Genomic DNA, 23,137 nt, shown 5'->3' on the forward strand with positions numbered 1-23,137 from the left:
CGTCGCGGCCCGAAGTGTTCCCAGACGGGCAAGCGACCGCTTAGTATGCCTCGGAGCAGTGGTAATGCCGACAGTGTTGTGGAGGCCCCTCATGCAGGCATGGCGAGTGCACCGGAACGGCGAACCGAGCGAGGTGATGGAGCTCGAGGAGACGGACCGGCCCACCCCCGGCGACGGGCAGGTGCTGCTGAAGGTACTCGCGGCGAACATCAACTTCCCCGACGCGCTGCTCTGCCGCGGGCAGTACCAGGTGAGGCCCCCGCTGCCGTTCACGCCCGGAGTCGAGATCTGTGGTGAGACGGAGGACGGGCGCCGGGTGCTCGCCACCCCCGCCCTTCCCGACGGCGGTTTCGCCGAATACGTCGTCGCGGACGCGGCGGCCCTGCTGCCCGTACCCGACGCTCTGGACGATGCCGAGGCGGCCGCTCTGCACATCGGCTACCAGACCGGATGGTTCGGCCTGCACCGCCGCGCCCACCTGCAGGCGGGCGAGACACTGCTGGTCCATGCGGCGGCGGGCGGGGTCGGCAGCGCGGCGGTCCAGCTCGGCAAGGCTGCCGGTGCCACCGTCATCGGAGTCGTCGGTGGACCGGAGAAGGCCGCGATCGCCCGTCGACTGGGCTGCGACCTCGTCATCGACCGACGGAGCGAGGACATCGTCACGGCGGTGAAGGAGGCCACCGGCGGGCGGGGAGCGGACGTCGTCTACGACCCGGTCGGCGGGGACGCCTACGCCAAGTCCGTGAAGTGCATCGCCTTCGAGGGGCGCGTCGTGGTCGTCGGCTTCGCGAGCGGGACCATCCCCGCCCCGGGTCTCAACCACGCGCTGGTGAAGAACTACTCGATCGTCGGCCTCCACTGGGGTCTGTACAACACCAAGGACCCGGCCGCCGTCCGTGCCTGCCACGACGAGCTCACCAAGCTCGCCGCGCAGGGTGTCGTCAAGCCCCTGGTCAGCGAGCGGCTTCCGATGGCCGACGCCGCACGCGGCGTCCAGCGGGTCGCCGACGGCACCAGCACCGGCCGCGTCGTCGTCCTGCCGGCAGGAGGCACGCGATGAGCACCGCCATCGACGCGACGGAGATCCGCCGGCGCACCCAGGAGCTCCTGACCGCGTACCCGCCGGCCAGCACCGGCCGCACCGACTTCCTCAAGGCGCGATTCGACGCCGGTCTCGCCTGGGTGCACTACCCGCCGGGGCTCGGCGGACTCGACGCGCCGCGTTCCCTGCAGCCCGTCGTCGACGCCGTACTCGCCGCCGCGCAGGCCCCCGACAACGACCCGCGCCGCATCGGCATCGGTCTCGGAATGGCCGCGCCGACCATCCTCGGCTACGGCACCGACGAGCAGAAGCAGCGCTTCCTGCGCCCCCTGTGGATCGGCGAGGAGGTGTGGTGCCAGCTCTTCAGTGAGCCCGGCGCCGGATCCGACCTGGCCGCTCTCGGCACGCGCGCCGTCCGGGAGGAGACGGGCGACTGGGTGGTCGACGGCCAGAAGGTCTGGACCTCCAGCGCCCACGTGGCGCGCTGGGCCATCCTGATCGCCCGCACCGACCCCGACGTCCCGAAGCACCGGGGCATCAGCTATTTCGTCTGCGACATGACCGACCCCGGCGTCGAGGTCCGGCCGCTGCGTCAGATCACCGGCGAGGCCGAGTTCAACGAGGTCTTCCTCACTGGTGTGCGCATCCCCGACAGCAGGCGGCTCGGACCCGTCGGCGACGGCTGGAAGGTCGCCCAGACCACCCTGATGAACGAGCGCGTCTCCATCGGCGGAGCCCGGATCCCGCGCGAGGGCGGCATGATCGGGACCGTCGCGAAGACCTGGCGGGAACGCCCGGAGCTGCGTACCCACGACCTCCATCAACGCCTCGTCACCCTGTGGGTCGAGGCCGAGGTCGCGAGGCTGACGGGCGAGAGGCTGCGCCAGCAGCTCGTGGCCGGACAGCCCGGCCCCGAAGGCTCCGGCATGAAGCTCGCCTTCGCCCGCCTCAACCAGGAGATCAGCGGCCTGGAGGTCGAACTCCTCGGTGACGAAGGCCTGCTGTACGGCGACTGGACGATGAGCCGGCCCGAGCTCGTCGACTTCACCGGCCGCGACGCCGGGTACCGCTACCTGCGCTCCAAGGGCAACTCCATCGAGGGCGGTACGAGCGAGGTCCTGCTCAACATCGTCGCCGAGCGCGTCCTCGGTCTGCCCGTCGAACCGCGCAACGACAAGGACGTCGCCTGGAAGGATCTCGCCCGATGAACGCGCAGAACGAACCCGCCCAGGCGCCCGACCTGCTCTACTCGGAGGCGGAGGACGACCTGCGCTCCGCCGTGCGCTCCCTGCTCGCCGACCGGGCCGACGCGCCGACGGTGATCGCTGGAATCGAGTCCGACACGCCGTACGACCTGCGGCTGTGGGAATCGCTCGCCGCCGGGATCGGGGCGGCGGGTCTGCTGGTGCCGGAGAAGCTCGGAGGGCAGGGCGCCACCCACCGCGAAGCCGCCGTGGTCCTGGAGGAGCTCGGCCGCAGCGTCGCCCCGGCCCCGTACCTGACCAGCGCCGTCGTCGCCACCGAGATCCTCCTCGCGCTCGACACGCAGGACGGCCCGGTCGGTGAACTCCTCGGCGACCTGGCCACGGGCCGCAAGGTCGCCGTGCTCGCGCTGCCGTTCGCCACGTCCGCCACAGACGCCGCGTCGACGATGACCGGCACCCTCGACCGGACCGTGACCGGCGTCGCGGAGGCAGCCGCGGCCGATGTGCTGCTGGTGCCCACCGCCGAAGGCCTGTACGTGGTCGGCACCGCCACCGAAGGCGTCCACGTCGAGCCGCTCGTCCCGCTCGACCTGACCCGTCCCCTCGCCGCGGTCACGCTCGAAGGAGCGGCCGGCACCCTGCTCGCGCCGGCCGAACGCTCGGCGGCAGCCGTGGCCAGGGGCCTGATGACCGGTGCGGGACTACTCGCCTCCGAGCAGCTCGGCCTCGCCGAGTGGTGCTTGACCGAGACCGTCCGGCACACCCGTGAACGCCACCAGTTCAACCGGCCGGTGGGATCGTTCCAGTCGCTCAAGCACCGGATGGCCCAGCTCTGGCTGGAGGTCGTCTCCGCGCGGGCCGCCGCCCGGAACGCCGCGGACGCCCTGGCGGCCGGCAGCCCCGACGCACCCCTCGCGGTCGCGGTCGCCCAGGCATACTGCTCCGGGGTCGCGGTCCACGCGGCGGAGGAGTGCGTCCAGCTCCACGGCGGGATCGGCATGACCTGGGAGCACCCCGCGCACCTGTACCTGAAGCGGGCCAAGGCCGACTCGATCGCGTACGGCACGGCGGGGCGCCACCGCGAGGCCGTTGCCGAGCTGGTGGAGCTGCCCGCGCCGTAGGGCGAAGCCGGAGCGGGGGCACGTGCACCACGTGCCCCCGCCCCGGTGTGCCCGGGGCGGGTTCCGTCGTCCGGGCGGGCCCCGGACAACGGCAGGCGCGACGCAGCCGACGGGCGGACGACGTCCGCCCCAACTCTTGGCAGGTACCTGCCTTTCGTCTCGGCCGGGGCCCCATACTCGTCGCGTCCCCCCGCCCGCTCTGCCCCTCACCGCTTCAGGGAGACCCCATGGCACACCTGACCCGTCGCAGAGTCGTCAGTACCGCCCTCGCCACCGCAGCCGCGGGCGCGTTCATTCCCGCCCAGGCGGCTGCGGCGGCCCCCGCCCGGCCGGCCCGCCCGCGCCCGCTGGCCCCCGCACACGCGCACAACGACTACCTGCACCCCCGCCCCCTCCACGACGCGCTCGCGCACGGGTTCACCAGCGTCGAGGCCGACGTCTTCCTCGTCGACGGGGAACTGCTCGTCGCCCACGAGGAGAGCAGCCTCGACCCGGCCCGCACCCTCACCGCGCTCTACCTGGACCCGCTCCACGCCCTGGTCCGGGCGAACCACGGCTCGGTCCACGCCGGACACCGCGCCCCGCTGCAACTGCTCATCGACATCAAGAACGACGGCGCCGCCGCCTACCTCGCACTCGACCGGTTGCTCCGGAGCCACCGGCACATCATGACCCGCTGCAGCCACGGCCGGATCCGCACCGGCGCAGTCACCCCTGTCATCTCGGGAGACCGCGCCGCCCGTGTCCCGATGGAGGCACAGACCACTCGGTACGCCTTCTACGACGGCCGGCCCGACGACCTCGGCACGGCGGCGCCCGCCTCCCTCATCCCGCTCATCAGCGCGAACTGGACCCAGGGCTTCGGCTGGCAGGGCACCGGCCCGTTCCCCGCCGCCGAACGGACCAGGCTGCGCGGCCACGTCGACGCCGCCCACGCGGCGGGGCAACGCGTCCGCTTCTGGGCCACGCCCGACACGCCGGGTCCCGCCCGCGACGCCGTGTGGGACGAGCTGCTTGCCGCGGGTGTCGACCACCTCAACACGGATGACCTGGCAGGACTCGCAGCATTCCTCCGCCGCCGCGGCCGCCCCCGCGCCTGACACCACCGCCGGCCCGTCACCCTGCGTCATCACCCGTGCGGCGGACACGCCAGTCCGTCGGACGGCCTCCCCGCTGCGCCACACTGGCGGCCGAAAGCCGCCATTCCGGCGCGGCGGAGGAGGTTGGCCATGGCCATTTCGATCTCACTGGTGCTCTTCCTGCTGATCCTCGCGGTGATCTTCCTGCGCAACGGCGGACTCAAGCCCTCGCACGCGATCGTCTGCGCGCTGCTCGGCTTCCTCCTGGCCAGTACGAGCATGGCGCCCACCATCCATGAGGGGATCACCGCCACCGCGAACGTGGTCAGCGGCCTGCACCCCTGACCCCGCGCACGCTCCGGGTGCGGGACAATCGACACGATCGCGGCAGAAGCGCCGCACGGGCCCCGCACGGGGCGGTACGGTCGCCGTCGGCCCCGCGCACGCTTCGTCGACCTGGCCAGGACCTGATCGCTCCTCGCCACGCACCTGGAGAACGCAGCAATGTCATTCCCGCAACCCGGACGGCAATCGGCCGCCGCCCACCACGAGCACTGCAACAGCGCCCTCTGCTGCCGGTGCCAGCAGCGGCAGTGGTCGACGCACCTGGGCAACGAGCGCCTCTGCGGCCCCTGCGCCGCCTGCTGCCGTGACTGCGGCAGGGCGCCCGCCCCTCACCTGGACGGCCTCGACGAGGGACTCTGCGCGGAATGCCGCGGCCAGTGCGGCCGGTGCGGGAACCGGCTGCCCGCCGAGGGCCCCTGCTCGTGCCGGAAGTGGAAGGAACGCGGGGCGATCACCCCCGTCGGCTACGTCCTGCAGGCCTTTCCCCAGCCGCTGCTCCAGGCCCTCGCCCACCGCACCCCCCGGTCCGTGTACGACCTGGTCCACCAGGAGCTCGTGCGCCGCACTCCCGACCAGCTCCTGGAGCGCCTGGAGCGACGGTGGAACAGCCGCTGGGCCCATGCCCTGCACGAGAAGGACGAGGACGGCCGGCGCCGCTGGGCCCCGCAGGAGATCGCGGAAGCGCTGCTGAGCCCGGGCCGGTGCGCGGACTCCCTGTGCGAGGACGGCTACCTGATCACGACCGACACGCCCTGTGGACAGTGCCTCCGCCCCACGCACCGCTTCGTCACCGCGGTGGCCGACCACACGGCGACCACGGCACACGCGAGGGCCAGCGCCGCGTGGATCCGCCGGGCGATCGTGGAGGGCCGCTCCACCAAGCCGGGCAAGCCGCGCCCGCCTCGCTGAACCCCGGCATCTCAGGCCGCGGACCGGACCTGAGCCGTGAGGTCCTTGTCCAGAGCGGTCCGTACCAGAGCCGCTGCGAGTACTGCGGGATCCCGTCCCTCCGCCAGCCCGGTCAGCCCCGCCGGCGAGGTGGGCAGACCCAGCCGCTCGGCCCCCTGCAGCGCTTTCGCGTCGAGGAAGGGGGCCGTCTCCGGCCACACCGTCTGCACCTCGCGCACGAAGATGTCGGCGCCGGTGGGACCCATCCCGGGAAACCGCTGCAGCGCGCGGCGCAAGGCGCCGTCGTCGCCGTCGGCCTCCCGGCGCAGCCGCCGCAGATCTCCGCCGTGCTCGTCCAGCAGAAGGACGGCACCGTCCCCCAGCTGGGTCGCCGTGCGCTCGTCGTACCGCCGGTAGCCGCCTTCGCCCAGTGCGTCGACACGCTGCTGCCACGTCGCGTCGGCCATCCGGCGCGGGGTGCGCATCCCGTGCGCGTACAGCGCACGTGCCGCTGCCACGGCGACGGAGGCCCGGATGCGGGCGCTCAGCAGGTGGCTCAGCACGAGGAGCTGGTACAGCGGCTGAGGGGTGTCACGCAGCCGGATGCCCGCCTCCTCCGCGTACGTGGTGCCGTGCAGGTCCAGCAACGTGTCCAGCGTGGTCCGGTCACTCATGTGAAGCCGAATATGCGGGCGATGAAGTAGCCGGCGACGACCAGCGAGCCGAACATCACGAGCGAGGCCCAGAAGACGGGGTGCTCCCAGATGCCGCCGTCCGCACGCTCGACGTGTGCCTCGCTGATGCACCCCTCGCACGGGGGCGTCTCGCCCGGCGGCGTGAGGGGGCGCGCGGGCGACAGGGAACCGGGGGGAGTGTGTGAGATAGCCATACATCCACCATCCCTCCGCACCGCCCGGATCGCACCGCAGAGGCGTGAGGGGTGCCCGAATGCGTCCGTACGGAGCCTGCCTGGACTCCGAAGCGCTGCGATGCCCGGAAGCGGGGCACGGTCAAGGAATGCCTGGAGTATCTGCGCCCGCGCCCGTCATCAAGCTCGTGCAGCGCACCACCGAGCCTGCCGCGGCGCAGCTGCTGCGCTCCACCGCTGCGGCCGTCATCGCCTTCGCCGTGGCCCAGTGGGCGCTGCCCGAGCCCCATCCCGCGCCCCTGACCGCCCCTCTCACGGCTCTGCTCGTGGTGCAGGTGACGCTCTACGCCACGCTCACCACGGGGATCCGACGGGTGAATTCGGTTGTCGTCGGCGTGCTGATCGCCAGTGGTTTCAGTTCCCTGGTGGGGCTGAGCTGGTGGAGCCTCGGCCTGACGATCTTCACCTCGCTGCTGATCGGGCGCTTCGTCAGGGTGAACGAGTTCGTGCCGGAGGTGGCCATCAGCGCGATGCTCGTGCTCGGTGTCGCCCAGGTCGCCGACACCGCCTGGGAGCGGGTGTTCGAGACGCTCATCGGTGCAGGGGTGGGGCTCCTGTTCAACCTCCTGTTCGCGCCGCCCGTCTGGGTCGAGACGGCCGGTGCCTCCATCAGCGGCATGGGGCAGCGGATGGGCAGCATGTTCCGGGTCCTCGGCGAGGAGATCGGCGGCAACCATCCCGTGGCGGAGGCAGCCGCACGCCTGCACGAGGCCCGTCGGCTGGACCACGACATCGTGGAGGTGGACGCCTCCTTGCGGCAGGCCGAGGAGAGCCTGATGCTCAATCCCCGGGTCCGCCAGGGGCTCCTGTACCGCGTGGTCCTGCGCACCGGTCTCGACACGCTGGAGATCTGCGCCGTGGTGCTGCGCGTACTGACGCGGACCCTGACCGACCTCGCGAAGGCGCGCACGGAGGAGGCACTGTTCCCGGAGGACGTGGCCGCATGCCTGAGGGAGCTGTTCGGACACATGTCGGACGCGATCGAGGGTTTCGCGGTGATGATCACGACCCCGATCGCGGCCAGCGGGGAGGAGGCCGAGGAACGTCTCGCCGAGGCGCTCAGCCGCAGTCGCACGACACGTGACCGGGTGGCGGACCTACTCCTGGAGGACGTCCAGGAGCACCCCCGGCAGTGGCAGTTGCACGGTGCCCTGCTCGCCGAGATCGACCGCATCCTCGACGAACTCGACATCGACAAGCGCACGGAACGTCTCGGCGAGGAGCTCGACCGCCGCTCGGCGGAGATGCACGAACGACACCCCCGTCTCCGGGCGGTGGCCCGTCGGCTGAGGGGTGCCACGCAGAGCAGGCCGCGCGCGGAGACCTGAGAGGGCGGCAGGACGGCCGTCGCGCGGGCGGGCGCACTGCGTCGGCCGGCCCGGGAACCCCCTCCGGTCACCCCTTCGCCGGAGACGGTTCAGTTCTCCCGTCCTCGCAGAGCTCGGCGAGCCGGTTGAGCATGGCCCGGTGCCGGAGCTGAATCACCGCCTCGAAGGCCACGTTGTGCAACGTGGCGCCGACGCCGCGCAAGGGATGCTCGTCGACGATCAACAGGGTGTCGTCGCCCCAGGGGCGCACGTCGATGGCGACCCTCGCGGTACCCAGCCAGCCGCTGTTCACCTCGAGTTCCAGGATTCGGGGAGGCTCGCACCGGCGTACGACCGTCTCGTTGTCCAACTCGAAGGGGCCGATCCTGACCCGGTAGGCGATGGTGGACCCGACTTCGGGCCACCGACCCTCAGCCGGATGGGACTCGGCCGTGCCGACCACCCAGCGGTCGTAGCGCTCTCCGTCGGACAGGACGGCCCAGACCGCGTCCGTGCTCCTCCTGACCAGCTTGTGCCGTACAGCCATGAGTTCCTCCTGCTCCCGGTGGTTCGCCAGTCCCGCAGTTTTGACGCAGGGCGGTCGGCTGCCTCGTTCGTCAGTCCGGCGTGGGCGCGTTTCACGCCCCGCAGTGGTTCACGCGTGCCAGCGCACGCCCGTCCGGTGCACGGTGCTTGTCGTCACCGCGGCCGGCCGGCGGGCCCATCGGATGTGGTCGTCCCTCCATCCGGGCGGGGCGGCCGGGCCGGCACCGTGCGGTCGCCGGGCGCACGGGCCGTATCGCTCCCCGCGGTATGGGCTTCCTCGCCGTGCGTGCGACGCCGGTGACTGGTGTCGCACCAGGGGTACATGCGGCTCCGCCGACAGGTGCAGACGGCAACGACGAACCGATCCGACACGGCCACACGGCCGTCGGCACAGGTGATCTCCACCGGCCCTTCGATCAGCAGCGGCCCCTGGTCGTCGACGGAGATCCTCCGGGGAAGCTCAGGGGTGTTCGGCACGGATGACCACCAGTTCCTCGCTCGCCTCGTTCCGGCCCACGAGGCCGGACTCCCTCAGCCACCGGAGTCTGGAACGCAGTACGGGCCCGAGGGGTACGCGGGCGCGCTCGCTCACACGCGCGTCCAGACCGGCGTCCGACAGACGGCGCAGGGTCGTGTCGCTGTCGCACAGGCCGGAGTGGACCATCAGCAGGAGGCCGCCGGGACGCAGCGCGGCCGGAGCCGCGACGCAGACACGGTCGAGGACCGCGCGCCCGTCGTACCCGGCGTCCCACGCCCGCGCGGAGCCGTGCCCCGGCAGCCGGCCGATCGGGGACGGGACGTACGGCGGATTGCAGATCACCAGGTCGTAGGACCTGCCGGGCAGTGCGGACAGGAGGTCGCTGCGCTGCACGGTGACGCGCCGGCGGTGCAGCAGCGCGTTCAGCCTCGCGGTCAGTACGGCCCGCCGCGCGATGTCCACGGCCGTCACCCGCGCCCCGAGCCGCGCCGCGTGCAGGGCGAGCGCGCCACTGCCCGTTCCGAGGTCCAGGACGTCAGCGCCGGGGCGGACGTCCTCGCGGTCCAGGGCCGTCATGAGGAGGCGTGTGTCGTGCTGCGGCGCGTACACGCCGGGGAGCGTCAGCAGCCGGTCCGGGCGGGTGGGTTCCTCGGTCAGTTCCGTGGACATCCAGGGCTCCTCAGCATCCGTGTGACGACTGGGTGGCTTCGATTCGGTGCATCGGGCTCCGCGACGCCACTCGTCCGTGCGGAAAGGGCGCCGCGAGCGACTGGATCAGGTCTGCCAGTCCGCCAGCAGACGGGCCTCGAGCCGGTCCTCCAGAAAGGAGGTGGCGGTGATCCCGAAGGAGATGTCGGACGCCAGTTCCGGTTCGTCCTCCAGCAGCCCGCCGATGACGTCACGGCGCACCACCTGTTCGTGGACGGCGTCCGCCTCGACGTGCTCCGTGTAGAAGAACTCCGCCGCGTGCCCCGCTCCCGTGCGCTTCATGGCACGGGCCAGGCGCCGGGAAGCGGGTGAGGAGGTGATCTCGACAGCGCCGAAATGTCCCACCAGCGCCCCGCGCAACCGCCGGTGCAGGCCGAAGAGCGACATCATGTTCACCAGGGCCAGCATTTCGGCGCAGCCGTCGTCCAGATAGCGGCCGTACGTGCTGTCGAGCCCCAGACCGGTCATCAGGTCGGCGAAGAGCCGGGCGTGGACGCGCTCCGCACGGCCACCCCCGAATTCGTCATACTCGATCGCGGCCATGCCCGCCTTCGCCCGACCGCTCAGCCGGGGCAGCACCCAGGCGTGCGGATCGGCCTCCTTCAGGTGGTAGAGGGAGCGCTGCACGGCGTAGGCACGCAGGTGCCGCAGCTCGCCCCGGTCCTGCAGGAACCACGAGAGACCAGAACCGTGTACGGGCTCCACGAGCAGGCCGGCCAGTACGTCGTCCAGATCCGCCGAATCCGTGGCGTCGGACCGCAGCGCCGTGAGGAAACGTTCCTCCAGCTCGGCGCGGACGGTGAGCAGCCCCGGATCCCACTCCAGCTCCGGTCGTACGCCGGAGAAGCCCCGGTAGTGCAGTTCGTAGCAGACGTACAGAGCCAGATGCAGATCCTCACCGTACGGATCGGCGTCCCCCGCGGTGCCCGGGCCCGGCAGGGCCGCGTCACCGTGTACATAGCCGATCACGCCCGCGGACACCGGGCCGCGCGTTCGTGGAAGGGATGGTCCAGTGTGCTGATCGGACATGGGACCCTCCTGCCCCGTCAGCTGCGGAAACCACACAGACATCGTGATCGACTGTACGCCGGAGGCCCCGCCGCAGCCTTTCGGCGCGTGCCGGGCCCGCCGACCTGGCAGACAATCGCAGAAGGGGCGGGAACACCGTCCCGCTCGAAGGAGCACGCATGTGCGCTGACCGGGACGACCGCCCGAGTGATCCGTCGGACGGTGAGGACGCGTACGAAGTGGACCAGGAGGTCCAGCACGCGCTGGACCGGCTGACGCTCCTGATCAACGCGGCGGAGGCGCTGGCCAGCACCCTGGACGAGGAGACCGGCCTGCGCAGACTGTGCGACACCCTCGTACCCGGCCTCGCCGACTGGTGCGCCGTCGACCTGCTGGACCAGCGGGGCCGACTGCGCAGGATCGTCGTCGAGCACCGTGACGCCGACCGGCTCTCGCCCGGCCTGTACGAAGGACTCCTCCCGACCAGCGAAGGTTCCGCCGCGGCCGTTGTACGGGCCCTGCAGGGCGCCGGGCCGATGCTCCTGACGGACTTTCCCCCGCCCGACCGTGCCGCCGACCCCCTTCAGGCGCGCGAGCTCGAACTCTTCGACCGGATGACGGCCGACACGGCCGTGATCGCTCCGCTGCGGGCGAGGAGACAGGTGCTGGGCGTCATCACGCTCGCACGGACCACGCGTGGGGCCCGGTTCGACGAGGACGTGCTCCCCCTGGTCGAGGACCTGGCCCACCGGGTCGCCCTCGCCGTCGACAACTCACGCCTGCACTTCGAGGCCCAGCACACCGCCGAACGCCTGCAGCGCTCGCTCCTGCCCGACCTGCCGGCCGACGGGCCCGTGGAGCTCGCCGCCCGCTACCAGTCGGCTGTGGCGACCGCCCAGGTCGGTGGCGACTGGTACGACGCCTTCCTGCTGGACGAAGGCGCCACCGCGCTGATCATCGGAGACGTGGCGGGCCACGACCTGCGCTCCGCGGTGACGATGAGCCAGATGCGCAACATGCTGCGGGGCATCGCCTGCGACCGGAAGGAGCCGCCCGGAAAGATCCTGGCGCGGCTCGACGCCGCCACCCACATCCTCTACCCCCATCAGACGCTGACCTGCATCTACGGCCTCATCGAGAAACCGGCCCCGACCGGGCACTGGCAGTTGCACTACGCCGTGGCCGGCCACCCCGCGCCGCTCCTGGTGACCTGGGACGGCGAGACCCGCTTCCTCGAGGGCGGCCGGAGCATGATGCTGGGAGTCGACCCGGACGAACACCGTACGGACGACACGGAGGTGCTCCCCCCGCAGTCGACCGTCCTGCTCTACACCGACGGGCTCGTCGAGCGTCGCGACGAGATGCTGGACCGGGGTCTGGCCCGACTGCGCCAGCACGCGGCAGCACTGGCCCGTGAGCCGTTGGAGACCTTCTGCGACGAGCTGCTCAACGGTCTCGCAGCGGCCGGTACGGACGACGTGGCCCTGATCGCGGTCCGGGTGGCCGCCCTCGCGGAAGGCCCGGCCACCGCCTTCGCGCGATGACCGCACGGTCAGCCGGCCGCCTTACCGCGGGTCCACTCCAACAGCCGGTCCGCCGTCCACGAGGTGATGACCCGGTCGGCCGGGACCTCGCACTTCTCCGCCCGCGCGCAGCCGTGGATCTGCCAGTCCAGCTGCCCCGGGGCGTGGGCGTCGGTGTCGATGGAGAAGAGGACCCCGGCGGCGACCGCCCGCCTGAGCAGGCGGAGCGGGGGATCGAGCCGTTCGGGCCGGCAGTTGATCTCGACCGCCGTCCCCGCTTCCGCGCACGCCGCGAAGACCTCGTCGGCATCGAACTCCGACTCCGGCCGGGTCCGCCCGCCGACGAGACGCCCCGTGCAGTGACCGAGCACATCGGCGTGCGGGTCACGCACGGCCGCGAGCAGCCGCTTCGTCATCGCCGCCGCGCCCATGCGCAGCTTCGAGTGAACCGAGACGACGACCACGTCGAGGCGTTCCAGAAGCTCGTCCTCCTGGTCGAGGGAGCCGTCCGGCAGGATGTCGCACTCGATCCCGGTCAGCAGGCGGAAGGGCGCCCACTGCTCGTTCAGTTCCGCCACGACGTCCAGCTGACGGCGAAGGCGTTCCGGGGACAGCCCGTTGGCCACGGACAGCCTGGGGGAGTGGTCCGTGAGTACGGCCCACTCGTGGCCCAGTTCCGCCGCCGTCCTCCCCATCTCCTCGATCGGACTCCCGCCGTCGGACCAGTCGGAGTGCGTGTGGCAGTCGCCGCGCAGGGCCGCCAGCAATGACTCACCTCCCCGGGCGAGGGGCACCGAGGCCTCGTCCTCCAGGCGTTGCAGGTAACGGGGCGTAGCGCCGGTCAGCGATTCCCGGATCACCTCCGCCGTGCGGGGGCCGATACCCCGCACGGCCTCCAGCGAGCCGTGGGCCACCCGGTCCGCCAGCTCGTCCCCTCCCATGGCATCGACCGCCTCTGCGGCGGTGCGGAAGGCCTTCACCCGGTACGTGGCCGCCTGGGACCGCTCCAGCAGGAACGCGATCCGCCGCAACGTGCTGGACGCTTCCACGGTCACGGCCTCGCGGTGTGGTCGGGGTGCCCGCGGGTGCGACGGGCTTCCTTCATCTCGGCCTCGTACAGATGCTGCCGTCCTGCCGCCAGTTCCTCCCGCACCCGGGCCTCGACCTCCACGAACGGCCGGTAGTAGGTCACGTCGTACTCCTCGACCACCTGAAAGGTCCAGCGGCCGGGGAGGACATTGCGGCCGAGGATCTCACGCTCCACCAGGTCGGCATGGCCCATGTGCCCTGCCGTCCTGAGCAGTTCCACCGCCCGGTCCAGGGTGAGGTCGGCGCCGCCCGTCAGCTGATGGAAGTCGTAGAGACGGCCCCGCGCCCGCTCCACCGTCTCCAGCGCCTCCGTCAATGCCCCGAGGGCCTCCACCGTGGTGTCCCCGACCGCAGGCGGGCGCCTGTGACCGTCGTCGGGCCCGCTCTCGTCACGTGTCTCGCGCATGACTACGACTGTGCACCCCTTCCGCCGCCCTTCGTCCATCGAGCGCGCCGAAGGGGTGAGGGCCGGAAACCTTCCTGCACCGCCCCGAGATGCGCGGAGCCCCGCATTCATGAGACTGGATCCATGGCAGAGAAACCACGCACCCGTGTCGGGCACGCGAAGAAGGCGACGGCCTCGCGACCTTCGTCCCGGCGGGGCCCTGAGCACGCCGCCCGTGCTGCCTGCAGAAGTCTGGAAAGCCTTATCGGTCATCCCTCGGAGGGAGTGTCCGCCGTGCGGCGGAGCGATGACGGCTGGTGCGTCGTGGTGGATGTGCTGGAGGTCGCGCGCATCCCCGACACGACGAGCCTGCTGGCTTCCTACGAGGTGCAGTTGGACGAGGACGGCGAGCTCCTGGAGTACAGCAGGGTCCGTCGGTACCGACGGGGCGCCGCCGACGAGTGACCCGTGTTGCCCCATCAGCCGGAAGGAACTCCATGACCACCATGTACGCCGACGAGATCGCCCCGTGCCCGCCGCGTGCCGGCACCCTCTACGACGTCCTCGAACTCATTCTCGACCGGGGCATGGTCATCGATGTGTTCGTCCGGGTCTCGCTGGTCGGCATCGAGATCCTCAAGATAGACGCCCGCATCGTGATCGCGAGCGTGGACACGTACCTGCGATTCGCCGAGGCCTGCAACCGCCTGGACCTGGAGCGGGATTCCGGCAGCCGGACCATTCCCGAGCTGTTCGGCGCGGGGGCGGCCAAGTCCGTCGGCAAGCGCAAGGTGCGCAAGGCCGCGGAGTCCGTCGGTGACAGCGTCCGCAAGGCGGTGGGCGGTGGTGACGACGACGACTCGGACGGCCAGGAGGAGCAGCACGAGCGACCCAGGAAGCGCCGGGCGCCGGCACGTGACTCATCCAGCCGACGACGCCGCGCGGAGGCATGAACGTGACAGCTACCGGCGTGTACGTCTACGCCATCGTCCCGACGGGTGAACCACTGCCGCGGAAAGCCGTCGGCGTGGGCGACCCGCCCGCCGAACTGCGGCTGATCAGCGAAGGACCGGTCACCGCGGTGGTGAGCGACGCGCCCCCGAACCTGCGCGCGCGGCGCAGGGACCTCATGGCGCACCAGGACCTGCTGATGCGCCTCACGGACACGGGTCCGGTGCTTCCCATGCGCTTCGGAATGGTCGCGGCGGACGAGGCCACGGTGCTCAGGGAATTGGCCGGGTCACGGGAAGGCCATCTCGCCTCCCTGCGGCACCTCACCGACGGTGTCGAGATCAATCTCAAGGCCCTGCCCGCCCAGGACGCACTCGCGGTGGTCGTGGCCGAGGAGCACCAGGTGCGACGGCTACGGGACGAGGTACGCCGACGCCCCGGTTACGAGGCGAGTGTGCGACTGGGGGAGGCCGTTGCCGCGGCGCTCTCGCGCAGGGCCGGCGACGCCGGCAAGAAGATCCTGCGCACGCTGACGCCCATGGCCCGGGCGGTGGCAGCCGGGCCGGAGGTCCACGGATGCGCGCTGAACGTGTCGTTCCTCATCGACCGGCACGACAGCGACCGCTTTCGGATCGCGGCGCAGTCCTTCGCGGACAGCCACCGCGCCCACGTCGAACTCCGTATCGCCGGACCTCTGCCCTGCTACAGCTTCGTCCCCTCCCGGCCCGCCCGGGCAACGGCAGCGGGGACCTGAGATGGGCCTGATCAGCGGGATCCTCCTGCTCCCTCTCGCACCGGTCCGTGGAGTGGTCTGGGTGGCGGAGAAGGTGAACGAACAAGCCGACCGCGAGATGCACGACCCCGGTGTGCTCAGAGCGCAACTGGCGGCACTGAACCAGGAGCTCGAGGACGGCAACGTCAGCCTGGAGGAGTTCGAACGGGAAGAGGAAGCACTGCTCGAACGGCTGCACGTCACTCGGGCCCGCTCCGTGCGAAACGATCGAAGGTGAATCACTCATGGAAGACCAGACGAAGGTGACTCTGGCGGCCGCAGTCGTGGGCGGATATGTGCTCGGCCGCACGAAGAAGGGCCGGATGGCCATCACCATCGCGACCTATCTGGCAGGAAGGCGCTTCGGACTGGAACCGCGCCAGCTCGCCGCCGAAGGGATGCGCAGGCTGGGGGAGGTTCCTCAATTCGCCGAATTGCAGGAGCAGTTGAAGGGCGAGGTCCTCGAGTCGGGCCGAAAGGCTCTGACGGCCGCGGCGGACCGCGGCATGAGCTCGCTCGCGGACGCACTCAGCGACCGAACGTCCCGGCTCACGAACCGGGGCGAGGAGGACGAAGAGGAAGAGCCGGAGGAGGAGTACGAGGACGAGTACGAAGGCGAGGACGAAGAGGAAGAGCCGGAGGAGGACGGCGAGTACGAGGAAGAAGAGGGAGAGGAAGAGCCGGAGGAGGAGTTCGAGGACGAGGAGGAGCCGGACGAGGAAGAGCCGGACGAGGAAGAGCCGGACGAGGAAGAAGAGGACGAGGAAGAGAGCGGAGGGAAGCCGGAGCCGAGCAGGTCGGGTCGAGCTGCGAAGCAGACTCCAGCCAAGAAGTCGGCGGCGAAGAAGGCTCCGCCGAAGAAGGCTGCCGCCAAGAAGTCGGCTCCGGCGAAGAAGGCTCCGGCCAAGAAGTCGGCTCCGGCCAAGAAGTCGGCGGCGAAGAAGGCTCCGGCGAAGAAGGCTGCCGCCAAGAAGTCCGCGCCGCGAACGAAGGCCGGGAAGAAAGCAGCCCCCGCCAAGAAGTCCGCGCCTGCCAAGAAGCCCCCGGCCAAGAAGTCCCCGGCCAAGAAGGCCGCGTCAACGAAGCGATCTGCGTCCAAGCGCACCGAACGGCGGAGGTAGCCAGTCATGGCCAAGACGGACAAGGACGAGCCGGAGGCTGCGGAGTCGGGCATGTCGCGGCTCCGCGGAGAGGCATCGAACTTTCTCAGTGCGCAGGTGGAGAAGCTTGCCGAGAAGGCCGGCGGAAAACTGACCGACGTTACAGGGCAGCTCACGAACATCGCGGAGAACGGGGGCTCGCTTCCGGCGATCGGCTCCCGTGTCCTGAAGGGCGAATCGCCGGTGAAGGCGTTCGTCTCCGAGAAGGCCAAAGGCGTCAAGGACAATGTCGTGGACAAGGCAAAAGACGCCTTCGGCGGGGGAAAGAAGAAGCGAAAGTCCAGCAGCAGCAAGATCACAAGCATCATCGAGGTCCTTGATGTGGGTGTGCCGCTGAGGGACGCGTACGACTACTGGACGGAGTACGACAAGTTCAGCAGTTTCGCGAAGGGTGTACGCGACGTCTCGACGAGCGACGAGGTGACCAGCGACTGGAAGGTGAAGGTCGGTCCCTCGTCCCGCAGCTTCAAGGCGACCGTTCAGGAACAGGTACCCGACGAACGGATCGTGTGGACCTCCGAAGGCGCGAAAGGCACCACCCGAGGTGCTGTCAGCTTCCATGAGATCGCGCCCAGCCTGACACGGATCGTGCTGGTCGTGGAGTACTACCCCTCGGGCTTCTTCGAGAAGACAGGCAACCTGTGGCGGGCCCAGGGACGCCGTATGAGGTTGGACTTCAAGCACTTCCAGCGGTACGTCACGCTCACCGAGGAAGAGCCCGAGGGCTGGCGCGGCGAAATCCGCGACGGCGAAGTCGTGGAATCCCACGAAGACGCCGTCGAAAGAGAGGAAGCCGAGTCGGAGGAGGGGGCCGAGGAGGAAGAGCAAGACGAGGAAGAGGGTCAGGAGGAGGACGAAGAGGAGGAGCCCGAGGAGGAAGGCGAAGAGGAGGAGGACGAGGAGGAGCCGGAGGACGAGGAAGAGGACGAAGAGGAGGAGGACGAGGAAGAGGACGAGGAGGAGCCGGAGGAAGAGGACGAGGAAGAGGAGGAACCCGAAGAAGAGGAAGAGGACGAGGAGGAAGAGCCCGAGGAGGAGGCCCCCGCACGCAAGAAGCGCCGAGGGCGGAGCCGTAGCCGTGACTGACGGAGACCTCGTGCAGGCCGGGTACCAGATTCCCGGCCCTCAGACGACCAACCTCGCCGACATCCTCGAACGCGTCCTCGACAAGGGCATCGTCATCGCCGGCGACATCAAGATCGACCTACTCGACATCGAGCTGCTCACCATTCGGCTCCGCCTGTTCGTGGCCTCCGTGGACACTGCGAAGAAGGCCGGGATCGACTGGTGGGAGACGGATCCGGCACTGAGTTCGCACGCGGCCCGCAATGCGCTGCAGGACGAGAACCGCGAACTTCGTGAGCGGCTGGAGGCATACGAGTCGAAGGCGGACGAACTGCCGGTGGGACAAGACGCAGCTGCCACGCACTGAGGAGGACCGAGGTACATGAAGGAATCGGGCGCCGATTCTCCGGACGGCCATGCCGTCTACGTTTTCGCTGTATGCGGGGCCCCGGTCCAGACCGCGGTCGCGGACCTGCCGGGCGTCGCAGCAGGCACGGCGGTACGCACCCTGCCGTTCGGGGAGCTGACGGCCGTCGTCCAGACCGTCCGTGCCGCGGACTTCGCCGACGAGGCCTGGCAGGCGCGTCTGTCCGACACCCGTGAACTCGAGCGCTACGCACGTGCCCACCACCACGTCGTGACGGTGGCCGCAGCGGCCTGCCCCACCGTCCCGCTGCCGCTCGCCACCCTGTATCACGACGAGGAACGGGCGCTGTCGGCGCTCAGCGGCGAGACCGGTCGATTCCGTGCAGCGCTCGCGCGCACCGCGGACCACTCCGAGTGGGGGGTGAAGGTCTACGCGGCCGAGCGTCCCCCGCAGGACGCCGAACGCCCTGTGGCGGAGGTGGGTACCGCCCCGCGCGGGCCGGCGGAGCCCGCCGGCCGGACCCGTCCGGCACCAGGCGCCGGTCTCGCCTATCTGGACCGCAAACGGGGGGTGCGGGCCCGGCGCGAACAGCAACAGGAAGAAGCCCTCCGGATGGCGGAGACGGTGGACGCGGAATTCCAGCGGGTGGCGGCGGCTGCTCGAAGGCTGCGGCCGCACAGCCCCGAACTGGCCGGTGACCCACGGGTCCAGGTGCTCAACGCCACCTACCTGGTCGCGGACCGCCGGTCCGGCGAGTTGGAAACGCTGACCAGGACGCTGCAGGACAGCACCGGGGCGCAGATCGAACTGTCGGGGCCCTGGGTTCCGTACTCCTTCGTCGGCGAGGTGTAGCGGATGTCGCACGATGTCGTGCCCTGGAACAATCCCGAGCCCTTGAGCGGGCCCATCGGCGTACCGCTCGTCGACCTGCTGGACCGGGTGCTGGCAACCGGCGTGGTGGTCAGCGGTGACCTGGTGATCGCGATCGCGGACGTCCCGCTCGTACGGCTGTCGCTCCACGCCCTGCTGTCGTCCGTCAACGAACGGATCCCGTCACCGTGGGCGGACGGGGGCCCGCTGTGACCGCCTCCCGGGTCGACGTGGACTCGGACCAGCTGGGAAATGACCTAGTGGCGCTCGTGCTGACCGTGGTGGAACTGCTGAGGCAGCTGATGGAGCGCCAAGCCATTCGACGCATCGACCAGGGCGATCTCACCGAACGGCAGGTCGACGAGATCGGGACCACACTCATGCTGCTCGACCAGCGCATGACAGAGCTGTGCGAGCAGCACGGCGTGCGGCCCGAGGACCTCAACCTCGACCTGGGGCCGCTGGGAACACTGCTGCCGCGCAGCTGACGGTGCCGGACGCGGTGGACCGTGTCCGGCACGGAGTGTCCGGCACGGAGTGTCCGGCACGGACGGTTGACGGTGTCAGACGGTCAGAAGGGTCTTGACCATCCCGTCCTCCTTCGCCTGGAACGTGCGGTAGGCCTGCGGGCCCTCCGCGAGGGGCAGCCGGTGTGTGGCGAAACCGTCGACGCCCAGGGGGTCGGAGTCGTCGAGCAGCGGGAGGATGTCGTCCACCCAGTGCCTGACGTTGGCCTGGCCCATGCGCAGCTGAATCTGCTTGTCGAACAGGGTCAGCATCGGAACGGGGTCGATCGCGCCTCCGTAGACACCGACGATGGAGACCGTCCCGCCGCGGCGCACGGCGTCGATGGCCGTGTTGAAAGCGGCCATGCTGTCGAGGCCGGCTCGCTCCATGACCTTGGCGCCCAGAGCGTCGGGCAGCCGCGTCGCGATCCGCTGAGCCCCCCTGGCGAAGGGGGCGCCGTGTGCCTCCATGCCGACGGCCTCGACCACGGCGTCCGTGCCGCGTCCCTGTGTGAGCCGACGGATCTCGTCGGCCACGTTGGCGTGCTCCTTCAGGTCCAGTGCGATGACGCCGCGTGCACGCGACCTGGCCAGCCGCTCCGGCACCAGGTCCACGCCGATGACCTGCTCCACACCCTGGTGGAGGGCGATCCGGGTGGCCATGTCACCGATCGGGCCCAGACCGAGAACCGTCAGACTTCCGCCCGGCGGCACATCGGCGTACGCGACCGCCTGCCACGCGGTGGGCAGCACGTCCGACAGGTAGACGAAGCGGTCGTCCGGCGGTCCGTGGGGCACCTTCACGGGCAGGGTGTTGCCGAAGGGGACTCGGAGCAGTTCCGCCTGACCGCCCGGTATCTGCCCGTACAGCTTGGAGAACCCGAAGAGTGAAGCTCCTGTGCCGCGCTTGCGGACCTGTGTGGTCTCGCACTGCGAGTGCAGTCCCTGATCACACATCCAGCACGTACCGCACGAGACGTTGAAAGGGACCACGACACGGTCGCCGACCGATACCGCGGTGACCGCGGGGCCGACCTCCTCGACTATTCCCATCGGCTCGTGGCCGAGAATGTCGCCGGCATCCAGAAAAGGGCCGAGGACTTCGTACAGATGCAGATCGGACCCGCATATACCCGTGGAGGTAATACGCACGATGATGTCCGTTGGGTCGATGATCTTCGGATCCGGCACCGTTTCGATGCGTACGTCGCGCTTTCCTTGCCAGGTGAGTGCCTTCATCGTGCCCTTCTCCCTGTTGCGCAGCTGTACCGGGGCCGTGTGGAAAGACCCCTCCTCCTGTATACGCCGTCTGGTGACGTCGGGCGCAACGAGGCAGGGAGTCATCTCGGGCGATGTGTTCTCGGCAGTCCTATGCTCATAAGTGTCACCTGCGTGTGCGGGCCGCGTGATCGGAGAGAATGATGATCATTATTGGAGCAATTCTCCTTGTCATCGGATTGGTGACCGGGCTCGGCGTTCTGTGGACCATCGGCATCATCCTGCTGGTGATCGGACTCGCCCTGTGGCTACTGGGGTCCATGGGTCGCGCGGTCGGCGGCCGGAAGCACTACTGGTGACCTTCTTGTAGAAGCCGGTCCAGGGTGGATTTGACCGGGGTCCTGGGGCGTCGGTCACTCCGCCCCCAGGGGTTTCGATCGTTGCGCAAATTGTCATGCTCAAGACGAAACTGGGCGTGGCGCAGGTGGACTCCGTGTGCTGGCGGGCGTGGCAGGCGGGCCGCAACGCCACGTGGGACTGAACGGTCTGTACCGCAACGGCTCCGGTGGAAACTTCCCAGCGGCGTGCTCGACAGTCACTGTGCGGCGGCAGGCGGACCGAGCGGCCCTCCCTCGACGGCGAGAACGGCCGTCACGGCTCCCTCGACGCCGGGGTGACTGGAAGACCACGGACATCTGCGGTCGGCGGTGACCCCACCGTGAAGCTGTATGAGCAGGCCAATCACGGCGCCGACAGCGGGGCGGGCGCATGCGATTGGCGAGGAACGTCCGTTCGGCCTACGGTCGATGGGTGAACGTTTCCTTTCACTGCCTGGCTCGAACGGCTTGATTTGCTGCAGCCCAATGACGAAATCACCGGCGGAATCCTCGAAGCTTGCCTCATCCCCGGAGCGGGGCCGCGGCAAGGGGATAGCGCTGCTCGTCATCGCCTCGTGCCAGCTGATGGTGGTCCTCGACATCACCATCGTGAACATCGCGCTTCCGCACATCCAGACCTCACTGGGCTTCTCGACCGAGAGTCTGTCCTGGGTGATCAACGCCTACACGCTGACCTTCGGCGGGCTGCTTCTGCTGGGCGGGCGGCTGGGCGACATCCTCGGGCGCCGCAGAGTGTTCATCTTCGGCGTCCTGCTTTTCGTCTTCGCCTCGCTCCTCGGCGGACTCTCCCAGGAATCCTGGCAGTTGCTCGCGGCACGCGCCCTGCAGGGTGTCGGTGGTGCGATCGCCTCCCCGACCGCGCTGTCCCTCATCACCACCACCTTCCGCGAAGGCCCCGAGCGGAACAGGGCGTTCGGAGTGTTCGCTGCCGTGTCCGCGGGCGGCAGCGCGATCGGGCTGCTCGCGGGCGGAGTCCTGGTGGAGTGGCTCGACTGGCGATGGGTCTTCTTCGTCAACGTGCCCATCGGTCTGCTGATCGCCGCTGCGACACCCCGGTACATCAGGGAGTCCGAACGTCATCCAGGTCATTTCGACGTCCTCGGCGCACTCACCTCGACCATCGGCATGGTGCTTCTCGTCTACGGTTTCATCCGTGCCTCGGAGGACGGCTGGAGCGACACCCTGACCATCGGATCGTTCCTCGCGGCCGTGCTGTTCCTCGGTCTGTTCCTCGCCGTCGAGAGCCGCTCGAGGCAGCCCATCACCCCCTTGAAGATGTTCCGCGACCGCAATCGCGCAGGCACCTACGGAATCATGCTGAGCCTTGCGGCCGCGATGTTCGGCATGTTCTTCTTCCTGACGCTCTTCGTGCAGAACATCCTGCACTTCAGCCCGCTGCAGGCGGGGCTCGCGTTCCTCCCCATCAGCGTGGTCATCGCGATCAGTGCGGGAATCGCCTCGCAACTGCTGCCGAAGTGGGGGCCGAAGCCCTTCATGGTGGTGGGCGCGATCCTGGCTGCACTGGGGCTCGGCTGGCTCACGTTCACCGATATCGACAGCACCTACCTGGGGAGCATCCTGGGCCCCATGCTGGTCTTCGGCTTCGGCATGGGCATGCAGTTCGTGTCGCTGACGCTGATGGCGGTCTCCGGAGTCGTACCCCGGGAGGCGGGAGCCGCGTCCGGCGTCCTCAACGCCACCCAGCAGGTCGGAGGATCGCTCGGGCTGTCCATTCTGGTCACCGTCTTCGGTACGGCCAGCCGCAACGAGGCCACCGACCAGGTACCCCGCTTCCTGGCGGAAGCGACTCCGGCCCAGCAGCTGGAGTTCCGCAGGACGGGCGAACTCCCGGCACCCTGGGGAGACCAGGTGCTCGCCTCGGGAGTGTCCAGCGCATTCGTCGTCGCAGCCGTGATGGCCGTCGTCGCGGCACTGATCGCCCTGCTGGTCATCCAAGTACGCTCCAGCGACCTGGAACGCCTGCGCGGTGGAGCGGTGTCGCCGCCCGCGGACGGCGCGGCCCCCGGAGGCGACCTGTCGGAGGGTGAGGGGGCCACGGACGCGACTGCTCCGGTGCGGAGACGGGGAGAGGGCGGGAATGAAGAAGCGGGCCCGTCCGGCTGAGAGCCGATACAGCCGCGGTGTGCCCCGCCGGGTCGGCGCTGAGGGAGGTGCGCG

General features: G+C 69.9%; 29 protein-coding genes. 20 read left to right on the top strand and 9 right to left on the bottom strand.

Annotated features, from left to right (window positions below; genetic code table 11):
- Positions 1–91: 91 nt before the first annotated feature.
- From OG927_RS32035 to OG927_RS32060, 6 genes are all read left to right on the top strand, one after another.
- On the top strand, positions 92–1,060 hold the full coding sequence (locus OG927_RS32035) for an NADPH:quinone oxidoreductase family protein (protein WP_330321220.1): 969 nt from the start codon (positions 92–94) through the stop codon (positions 1,058–1,060).
- Positions 1,057–2,250, top strand: coding sequence for an acyl-CoA dehydrogenase family protein (locus OG927_RS32040; protein ID WP_209471628.1), 1,194 nt, complete (start codon positions 1,057–1,059; stop codon positions 2,248–2,250). Before OG927_RS32035 ends, OG927_RS32040 begins: the two co-directional genes overlap by 4 nt.
- Positions 2,247–3,368 carry an acyl-CoA dehydrogenase family protein gene (locus OG927_RS32045; protein WP_124280193.1) on the top strand — a complete coding sequence of 374 codons (1,122 nt, stop codon included), beginning with the start codon at positions 2,247–2,249 and terminating at the stop codon, positions 3,366–3,368. The genes OG927_RS32040 and OG927_RS32045 overlap by 4 nt, the downstream gene beginning before the upstream one ends.
- A gap of 227 nt (positions 3,369–3,595) precedes the next feature.
- Positions 3,596–4,468: a phosphatidylinositol-specific phospholipase C/glycerophosphodiester phosphodiesterase family protein gene (locus OG927_RS32050; protein WP_330321221.1), complete on the top strand. Its 873-nt coding sequence runs from the start codon at positions 3,596–3,598 to the stop codon at positions 4,466–4,468.
- A gap of 129 nt (positions 4,469–4,597) precedes the next feature.
- The gene (locus OG927_RS32055) at positions 4,598–4,792 is read left to right on the top strand and encodes a hypothetical protein (RefSeq protein WP_056788678.1); all 195 of its coding nucleotides are present in this window, start codon (positions 4,598–4,600) and stop codon (positions 4,790–4,792) included.
- A gap of 159 nt (positions 4,793–4,951) precedes the next feature.
- Positions 4,952–5,701: a hypothetical protein gene (locus OG927_RS32060; RefSeq protein WP_330321222.1), complete on the top strand. Its 750-nt coding sequence runs from the start codon at positions 4,952–4,954 to the stop codon at positions 5,699–5,701.
- Positions 5,702–5,712: 11 nt separating this feature from the next.
- Here OG927_RS32060 and OG927_RS32065 read toward each other — a convergent pair whose 3' ends face one another.
- Positions 5,713–6,354, bottom strand: a complete 642-nt coding sequence (locus OG927_RS32065; RefSeq protein WP_124280191.1) for an endonuclease — start codon at positions 6,352–6,354, stop codon at positions 5,713–5,715.
- Entirely contained in the window at positions 6,351–6,569 is a 219-nt protein-coding gene (locus OG927_RS32070; RefSeq protein ID WP_056788685.1) for a hypothetical protein, read from the bottom strand. Before OG927_RS32070 ends, OG927_RS32065 begins: the two co-directional genes overlap by 4 nt.
- A gap of 128 nt (positions 6,570–6,697) precedes the next feature.
- Here OG927_RS32070 and OG927_RS32075 point away from each other — a divergent pair, with 128 nt between their 5' ends.
- A complete protein-coding gene (locus OG927_RS32075) occupies positions 6,698–7,936 on the top strand; it encodes an FUSC family protein (RefSeq protein ID WP_056788688.1) in 1,239 nt (412 codons plus the stop codon).
- Between the two features lie 67 nt (positions 7,937–8,003).
- On the opposite strand, the gene OG927_RS32080 is transcribed toward OG927_RS32075, so the two are convergent.
- The 4 genes from OG927_RS32080 to OG927_RS32095 all read right to left on the bottom strand — a co-directional run bounded on the left by OG927_RS32080 (position 8,004) and on the right by OG927_RS32095 (position 10,676).
- Positions 8,004–8,462: an SRPBCC family protein gene (locus OG927_RS32080; protein WP_124280190.1), complete on the bottom strand. Its 459-nt coding sequence runs from the start codon at positions 8,460–8,462 to the stop codon at positions 8,004–8,006.
- Between the two features lie 152 nt (positions 8,463–8,614).
- Positions 8,615–8,938 carry a CDGSH iron-sulfur domain-containing protein gene (locus OG927_RS32085; protein ID WP_124280189.1) on the bottom strand — a complete coding sequence of 108 codons (324 nt, stop codon included), beginning with the start codon at positions 8,936–8,938 and terminating at the stop codon, positions 8,615–8,617.
- The gene (locus OG927_RS32090) at positions 8,922–9,608 is read right to left on the bottom strand and encodes a HemK2/MTQ2 family protein methyltransferase (protein ID WP_124280188.1); all 687 of its coding nucleotides are present in this window, start codon (positions 9,606–9,608) and stop codon (positions 8,922–8,924) included. Before OG927_RS32090 ends, OG927_RS32085 begins: the two co-directional genes overlap by 17 nt.
- Positions 9,609–9,713: 105 nt before the next feature.
- Entirely contained in the window at positions 9,714–10,676 is a 963-nt protein-coding gene (locus tag OG927_RS32095) for an iron-containing redox enzyme family protein (protein ID WP_056788698.1), read from the bottom strand.
- A gap of 158 nt (positions 10,677–10,834) precedes the next feature.
- Between OG927_RS32095 and OG927_RS32100 the strand changes: the two genes are divergently transcribed.
- Positions 10,835–12,199, top strand: coding sequence for a PP2C family protein-serine/threonine phosphatase (locus tag OG927_RS32100; protein WP_330321223.1), 1,365 nt, complete (start codon positions 10,835–10,837; stop codon positions 12,197–12,199).
- Between the two features lie 8 nt (positions 12,200–12,207).
- Here OG927_RS32100 and OG927_RS32105 read toward each other — a convergent pair whose 3' ends face one another.
- Positions 12,208–13,227 carry a PHP domain-containing protein gene (locus OG927_RS32105; protein WP_330321374.1) on the bottom strand — a complete coding sequence of 340 codons (1,020 nt, stop codon included), beginning with the start codon at positions 13,225–13,227 and terminating at the stop codon, positions 12,208–12,210.
- Between the two features lie 2 nt (positions 13,228–13,229).
- Complete coding sequence (locus tag OG927_RS32110; RefSeq protein WP_124280186.1) at positions 13,230–13,673, bottom strand: hypothetical protein; 444 nt, start codon at positions 13,671–13,673, stop codon at positions 13,230–13,232.
- A 123-nt stretch (positions 13,674–13,796) separates the two neighbouring features.
- Here OG927_RS32110 and OG927_RS32115 point away from each other — a divergent pair, with 123 nt between their 5' ends.
- The 10 genes from OG927_RS32115 to OG927_RS32160 are packed head-to-tail and all read left to right on the top strand — an operon-like array spanning position 13,797 to position 19,325.
- Entirely contained in the window at positions 13,797–14,117 is a 321-nt protein-coding gene (locus OG927_RS32115) for a gas vesicle protein GvpO (RefSeq protein WP_209471624.1), read from the top strand.
- Between the two features lie 32 nt (positions 14,118–14,149).
- Positions 14,150–14,605: a gas vesicle protein GvpJ gene (gvpJ, locus tag OG927_RS32120; RefSeq protein WP_056788714.1), complete on the top strand. Its 456-nt coding sequence runs from the start codon at positions 14,150–14,152 to the stop codon at positions 14,603–14,605.
- A 2-nt stretch (positions 14,606–14,607) separates the two neighbouring features.
- Positions 14,608–15,357 (top strand): GvpL/GvpF family gas vesicle protein, encoded by a 750-nt coding sequence (locus tag OG927_RS32125; RefSeq protein ID WP_330321375.1) that lies wholly within the window; start codon positions 14,608–14,610, stop codon positions 15,355–15,357.
- 1 nt (position 15,358) lies between these two features.
- Complete coding sequence (locus OG927_RS32130) at positions 15,359–15,613, top strand: gas vesicle protein GvpG (RefSeq protein WP_056788720.1); 255 nt, start codon at positions 15,359–15,361, stop codon at positions 15,611–15,613.
- A 7-nt stretch (positions 15,614–15,620) separates the two neighbouring features.
- Positions 15,621–16,496, top strand: coding sequence for a histone protein (locus OG927_RS32135; protein WP_330321224.1), 876 nt, complete (start codon positions 15,621–15,623; stop codon positions 16,494–16,496).
- A gap of 6 nt (positions 16,497–16,502) precedes the next feature.
- Positions 16,503–17,621: an SRPBCC family protein gene (locus OG927_RS32140; RefSeq protein WP_209471622.1), complete on the top strand. Its 1,119-nt coding sequence runs from the start codon at positions 16,503–16,505 to the stop codon at positions 17,619–17,621.
- Positions 17,614–17,967, top strand: a complete 354-nt coding sequence (locus tag OG927_RS32145) for a gas vesicle protein (protein WP_056788728.1) — start codon at positions 17,614–17,616, stop codon at positions 17,965–17,967. The genes OG927_RS32140 and OG927_RS32145 overlap by 8 nt, the downstream gene beginning before the upstream one ends.
- A gap of 15 nt (positions 17,968–17,982) precedes the next feature.
- Entirely contained in the window at positions 17,983–18,819 is an 837-nt protein-coding gene (locus OG927_RS32150; RefSeq protein ID WP_330321225.1) for a GvpL/GvpF family gas vesicle protein, read from the top strand.
- Positions 18,820–18,822: 3 nt separating this feature from the next.
- Positions 18,823–19,050, top strand: coding sequence for a gas vesicle protein (locus OG927_RS32155; RefSeq protein WP_056788734.1), 228 nt, complete (start codon positions 18,823–18,825; stop codon positions 19,048–19,050).
- A complete protein-coding gene (locus OG927_RS32160; protein ID WP_056788737.1) occupies positions 19,047–19,325 on the top strand; it encodes a gas vesicle protein K in 279 nt (92 codons plus the stop codon). The genes OG927_RS32155 and OG927_RS32160 overlap by 4 nt, the downstream gene beginning before the upstream one ends.
- Positions 19,326–19,400: 75 nt before the next feature.
- Here the strand turns inward: OG927_RS32160 and OG927_RS32165 are convergent, their stop codons facing one another.
- Entirely contained in the window at positions 19,401–20,582 is a 1,182-nt protein-coding gene (locus OG927_RS32165; RefSeq protein ID WP_330321226.1) for an alcohol dehydrogenase catalytic domain-containing protein, read from the bottom strand.
- Positions 20,583–20,764: 182 nt separating this feature from the next.
- On the opposite strand from OG927_RS32165, the gene OG927_RS32170 reads away from it, so the two are divergent.
- Complete coding sequence (locus OG927_RS32170; protein WP_164494074.1) at positions 20,765–20,920, top strand: DUF6131 family protein; 156 nt, start codon at positions 20,765–20,767, stop codon at positions 20,918–20,920.
- 504 nt (positions 20,921–21,424) lie between these two features.
- Positions 21,425–23,083, top strand: a complete 1,659-nt coding sequence (locus OG927_RS32175) for an MFS transporter (RefSeq protein ID WP_209471620.1) — start codon at positions 21,425–21,427, stop codon at positions 23,081–23,083.
- Positions 23,084–23,137: the final 54 nt, after the last annotated feature.

The sequence above is a fragment of the Streptomyces clavifer genome, from assembly GCF_036345975.1.
Taxonomy (GTDB): Bacteria; Actinomycetota; Actinomycetes; order Streptomycetales; family Streptomycetaceae; genus Streptomyces; species Streptomyces clavifer.

Coding starts and splice junctions, on each gene's coding strand:
- OG927_RS32035 (WP_330321220.1), top strand. CDS start 92: ATGCAGGCATGGCGAGTGCACCGGAACGGCGAACCGAGCGAGGTGATG.
- OG927_RS32040 (WP_209471628.1), top strand. CDS start 1,057: ATGAGCACCGCCATCGACGCGACGGAGATCCGCCGGCGCACCCAGGAG.
- OG927_RS32045 (WP_124280193.1), top strand. CDS start 2,247: ATGAACGCGCAGAACGAACCCGCCCAGGCGCCCGACCTGCTCTACTCG.
- OG927_RS32050 (WP_330321221.1), top strand. CDS start 3,596: ATGGCACACCTGACCCGTCGCAGAGTCGTCAGTACCGCCCTCGCCACC.
- OG927_RS32055 (WP_056788678.1), top strand. CDS start 4,598: ATGGCCATTTCGATCTCACTGGTGCTCTTCCTGCTGATCCTCGCGGTG.
- OG927_RS32060 (WP_330321222.1), top strand. CDS start 4,952: ATGTCATTCCCGCAACCCGGACGGCAATCGGCCGCCGCCCACCACGAG.
- OG927_RS32065 (WP_124280191.1), bottom strand. CDS start 6,354: ATGAGTGACCGGACCACGCTGGACACGTTGCTGGACCTGCACGGCACC.
- OG927_RS32070 (WP_056788685.1), bottom strand. CDS start 6,569: ATGGCTATCTCACACACTCCCCCCGGTTCCCTGTCGCCCGCGCGCCCC.
- OG927_RS32075 (WP_056788688.1), top strand. CDS start 6,698: ATGCCTGGAGTATCTGCGCCCGCGCCCGTCATCAAGCTCGTGCAGCGC.
- OG927_RS32080 (WP_124280190.1), bottom strand. CDS start 8,462: ATGGCTGTACGGCACAAGCTGGTCAGGAGGAGCACGGACGCGGTCTGG.
- OG927_RS32090 (WP_124280188.1), bottom strand. CDS start 9,608: ATGTCCACGGAACTGACCGAGGAACCCACCCGCCCGGACCGGCTGCTG.
- OG927_RS32095 (WP_056788698.1), bottom strand. CDS start 10,676: ATGTCCGATCAGCACACTGGACCATCCCTTCCACGAACGCGCGGCCCG.
- OG927_RS32100 (WP_330321223.1), top strand. CDS start 10,835: ATGTGCGCTGACCGGGACGACCGCCCGAGTGATCCGTCGGACGGTGAG.
- OG927_RS32110 (WP_124280186.1), bottom strand. CDS start 13,673: ATGCGCGAGACACGTGACGAGAGCGGGCCCGACGACGGTCACAGGCGC.
- OG927_RS32115 (WP_209471624.1), top strand. CDS start 13,797: ATGGCAGAGAAACCACGCACCCGTGTCGGGCACGCGAAGAAGGCGACG.
- gvpJ (WP_056788714.1), top strand. CDS start 14,150: ATGACCACCATGTACGCCGACGAGATCGCCCCGTGCCCGCCGCGTGCC.
- OG927_RS32130 (WP_056788720.1), top strand. CDS start 15,359: ATGGGCCTGATCAGCGGGATCCTCCTGCTCCCTCTCGCACCGGTCCGT.
- OG927_RS32135 (WP_330321224.1), top strand. CDS start 15,621: ATGGAAGACCAGACGAAGGTGACTCTGGCGGCCGCAGTCGTGGGCGGA.
- OG927_RS32140 (WP_209471622.1), top strand. CDS start 16,503: ATGGCCAAGACGGACAAGGACGAGCCGGAGGCTGCGGAGTCGGGCATG.
- OG927_RS32150 (WP_330321225.1), top strand. CDS start 17,983: ATGAAGGAATCGGGCGCCGATTCTCCGGACGGCCATGCCGTCTACGTT.
- OG927_RS32155 (WP_056788734.1), top strand. CDS start 18,823: ATGTCGCACGATGTCGTGCCCTGGAACAATCCCGAGCCCTTGAGCGGG.
- OG927_RS32165 (WP_330321226.1), bottom strand. CDS start 20,582: ATGAAGGCACTCACCTGGCAAGGAAAGCGCGACGTACGCATCGAAACG.
- OG927_RS32170 (WP_164494074.1), top strand. CDS start 20,765: ATGATCATTATTGGAGCAATTCTCCTTGTCATCGGATTGGTGACCGGG.
- OG927_RS32175 (WP_209471620.1), top strand. CDS start 21,425: ATGACGAAATCACCGGCGGAATCCTCGAAGCTTGCCTCATCCCCGGAG.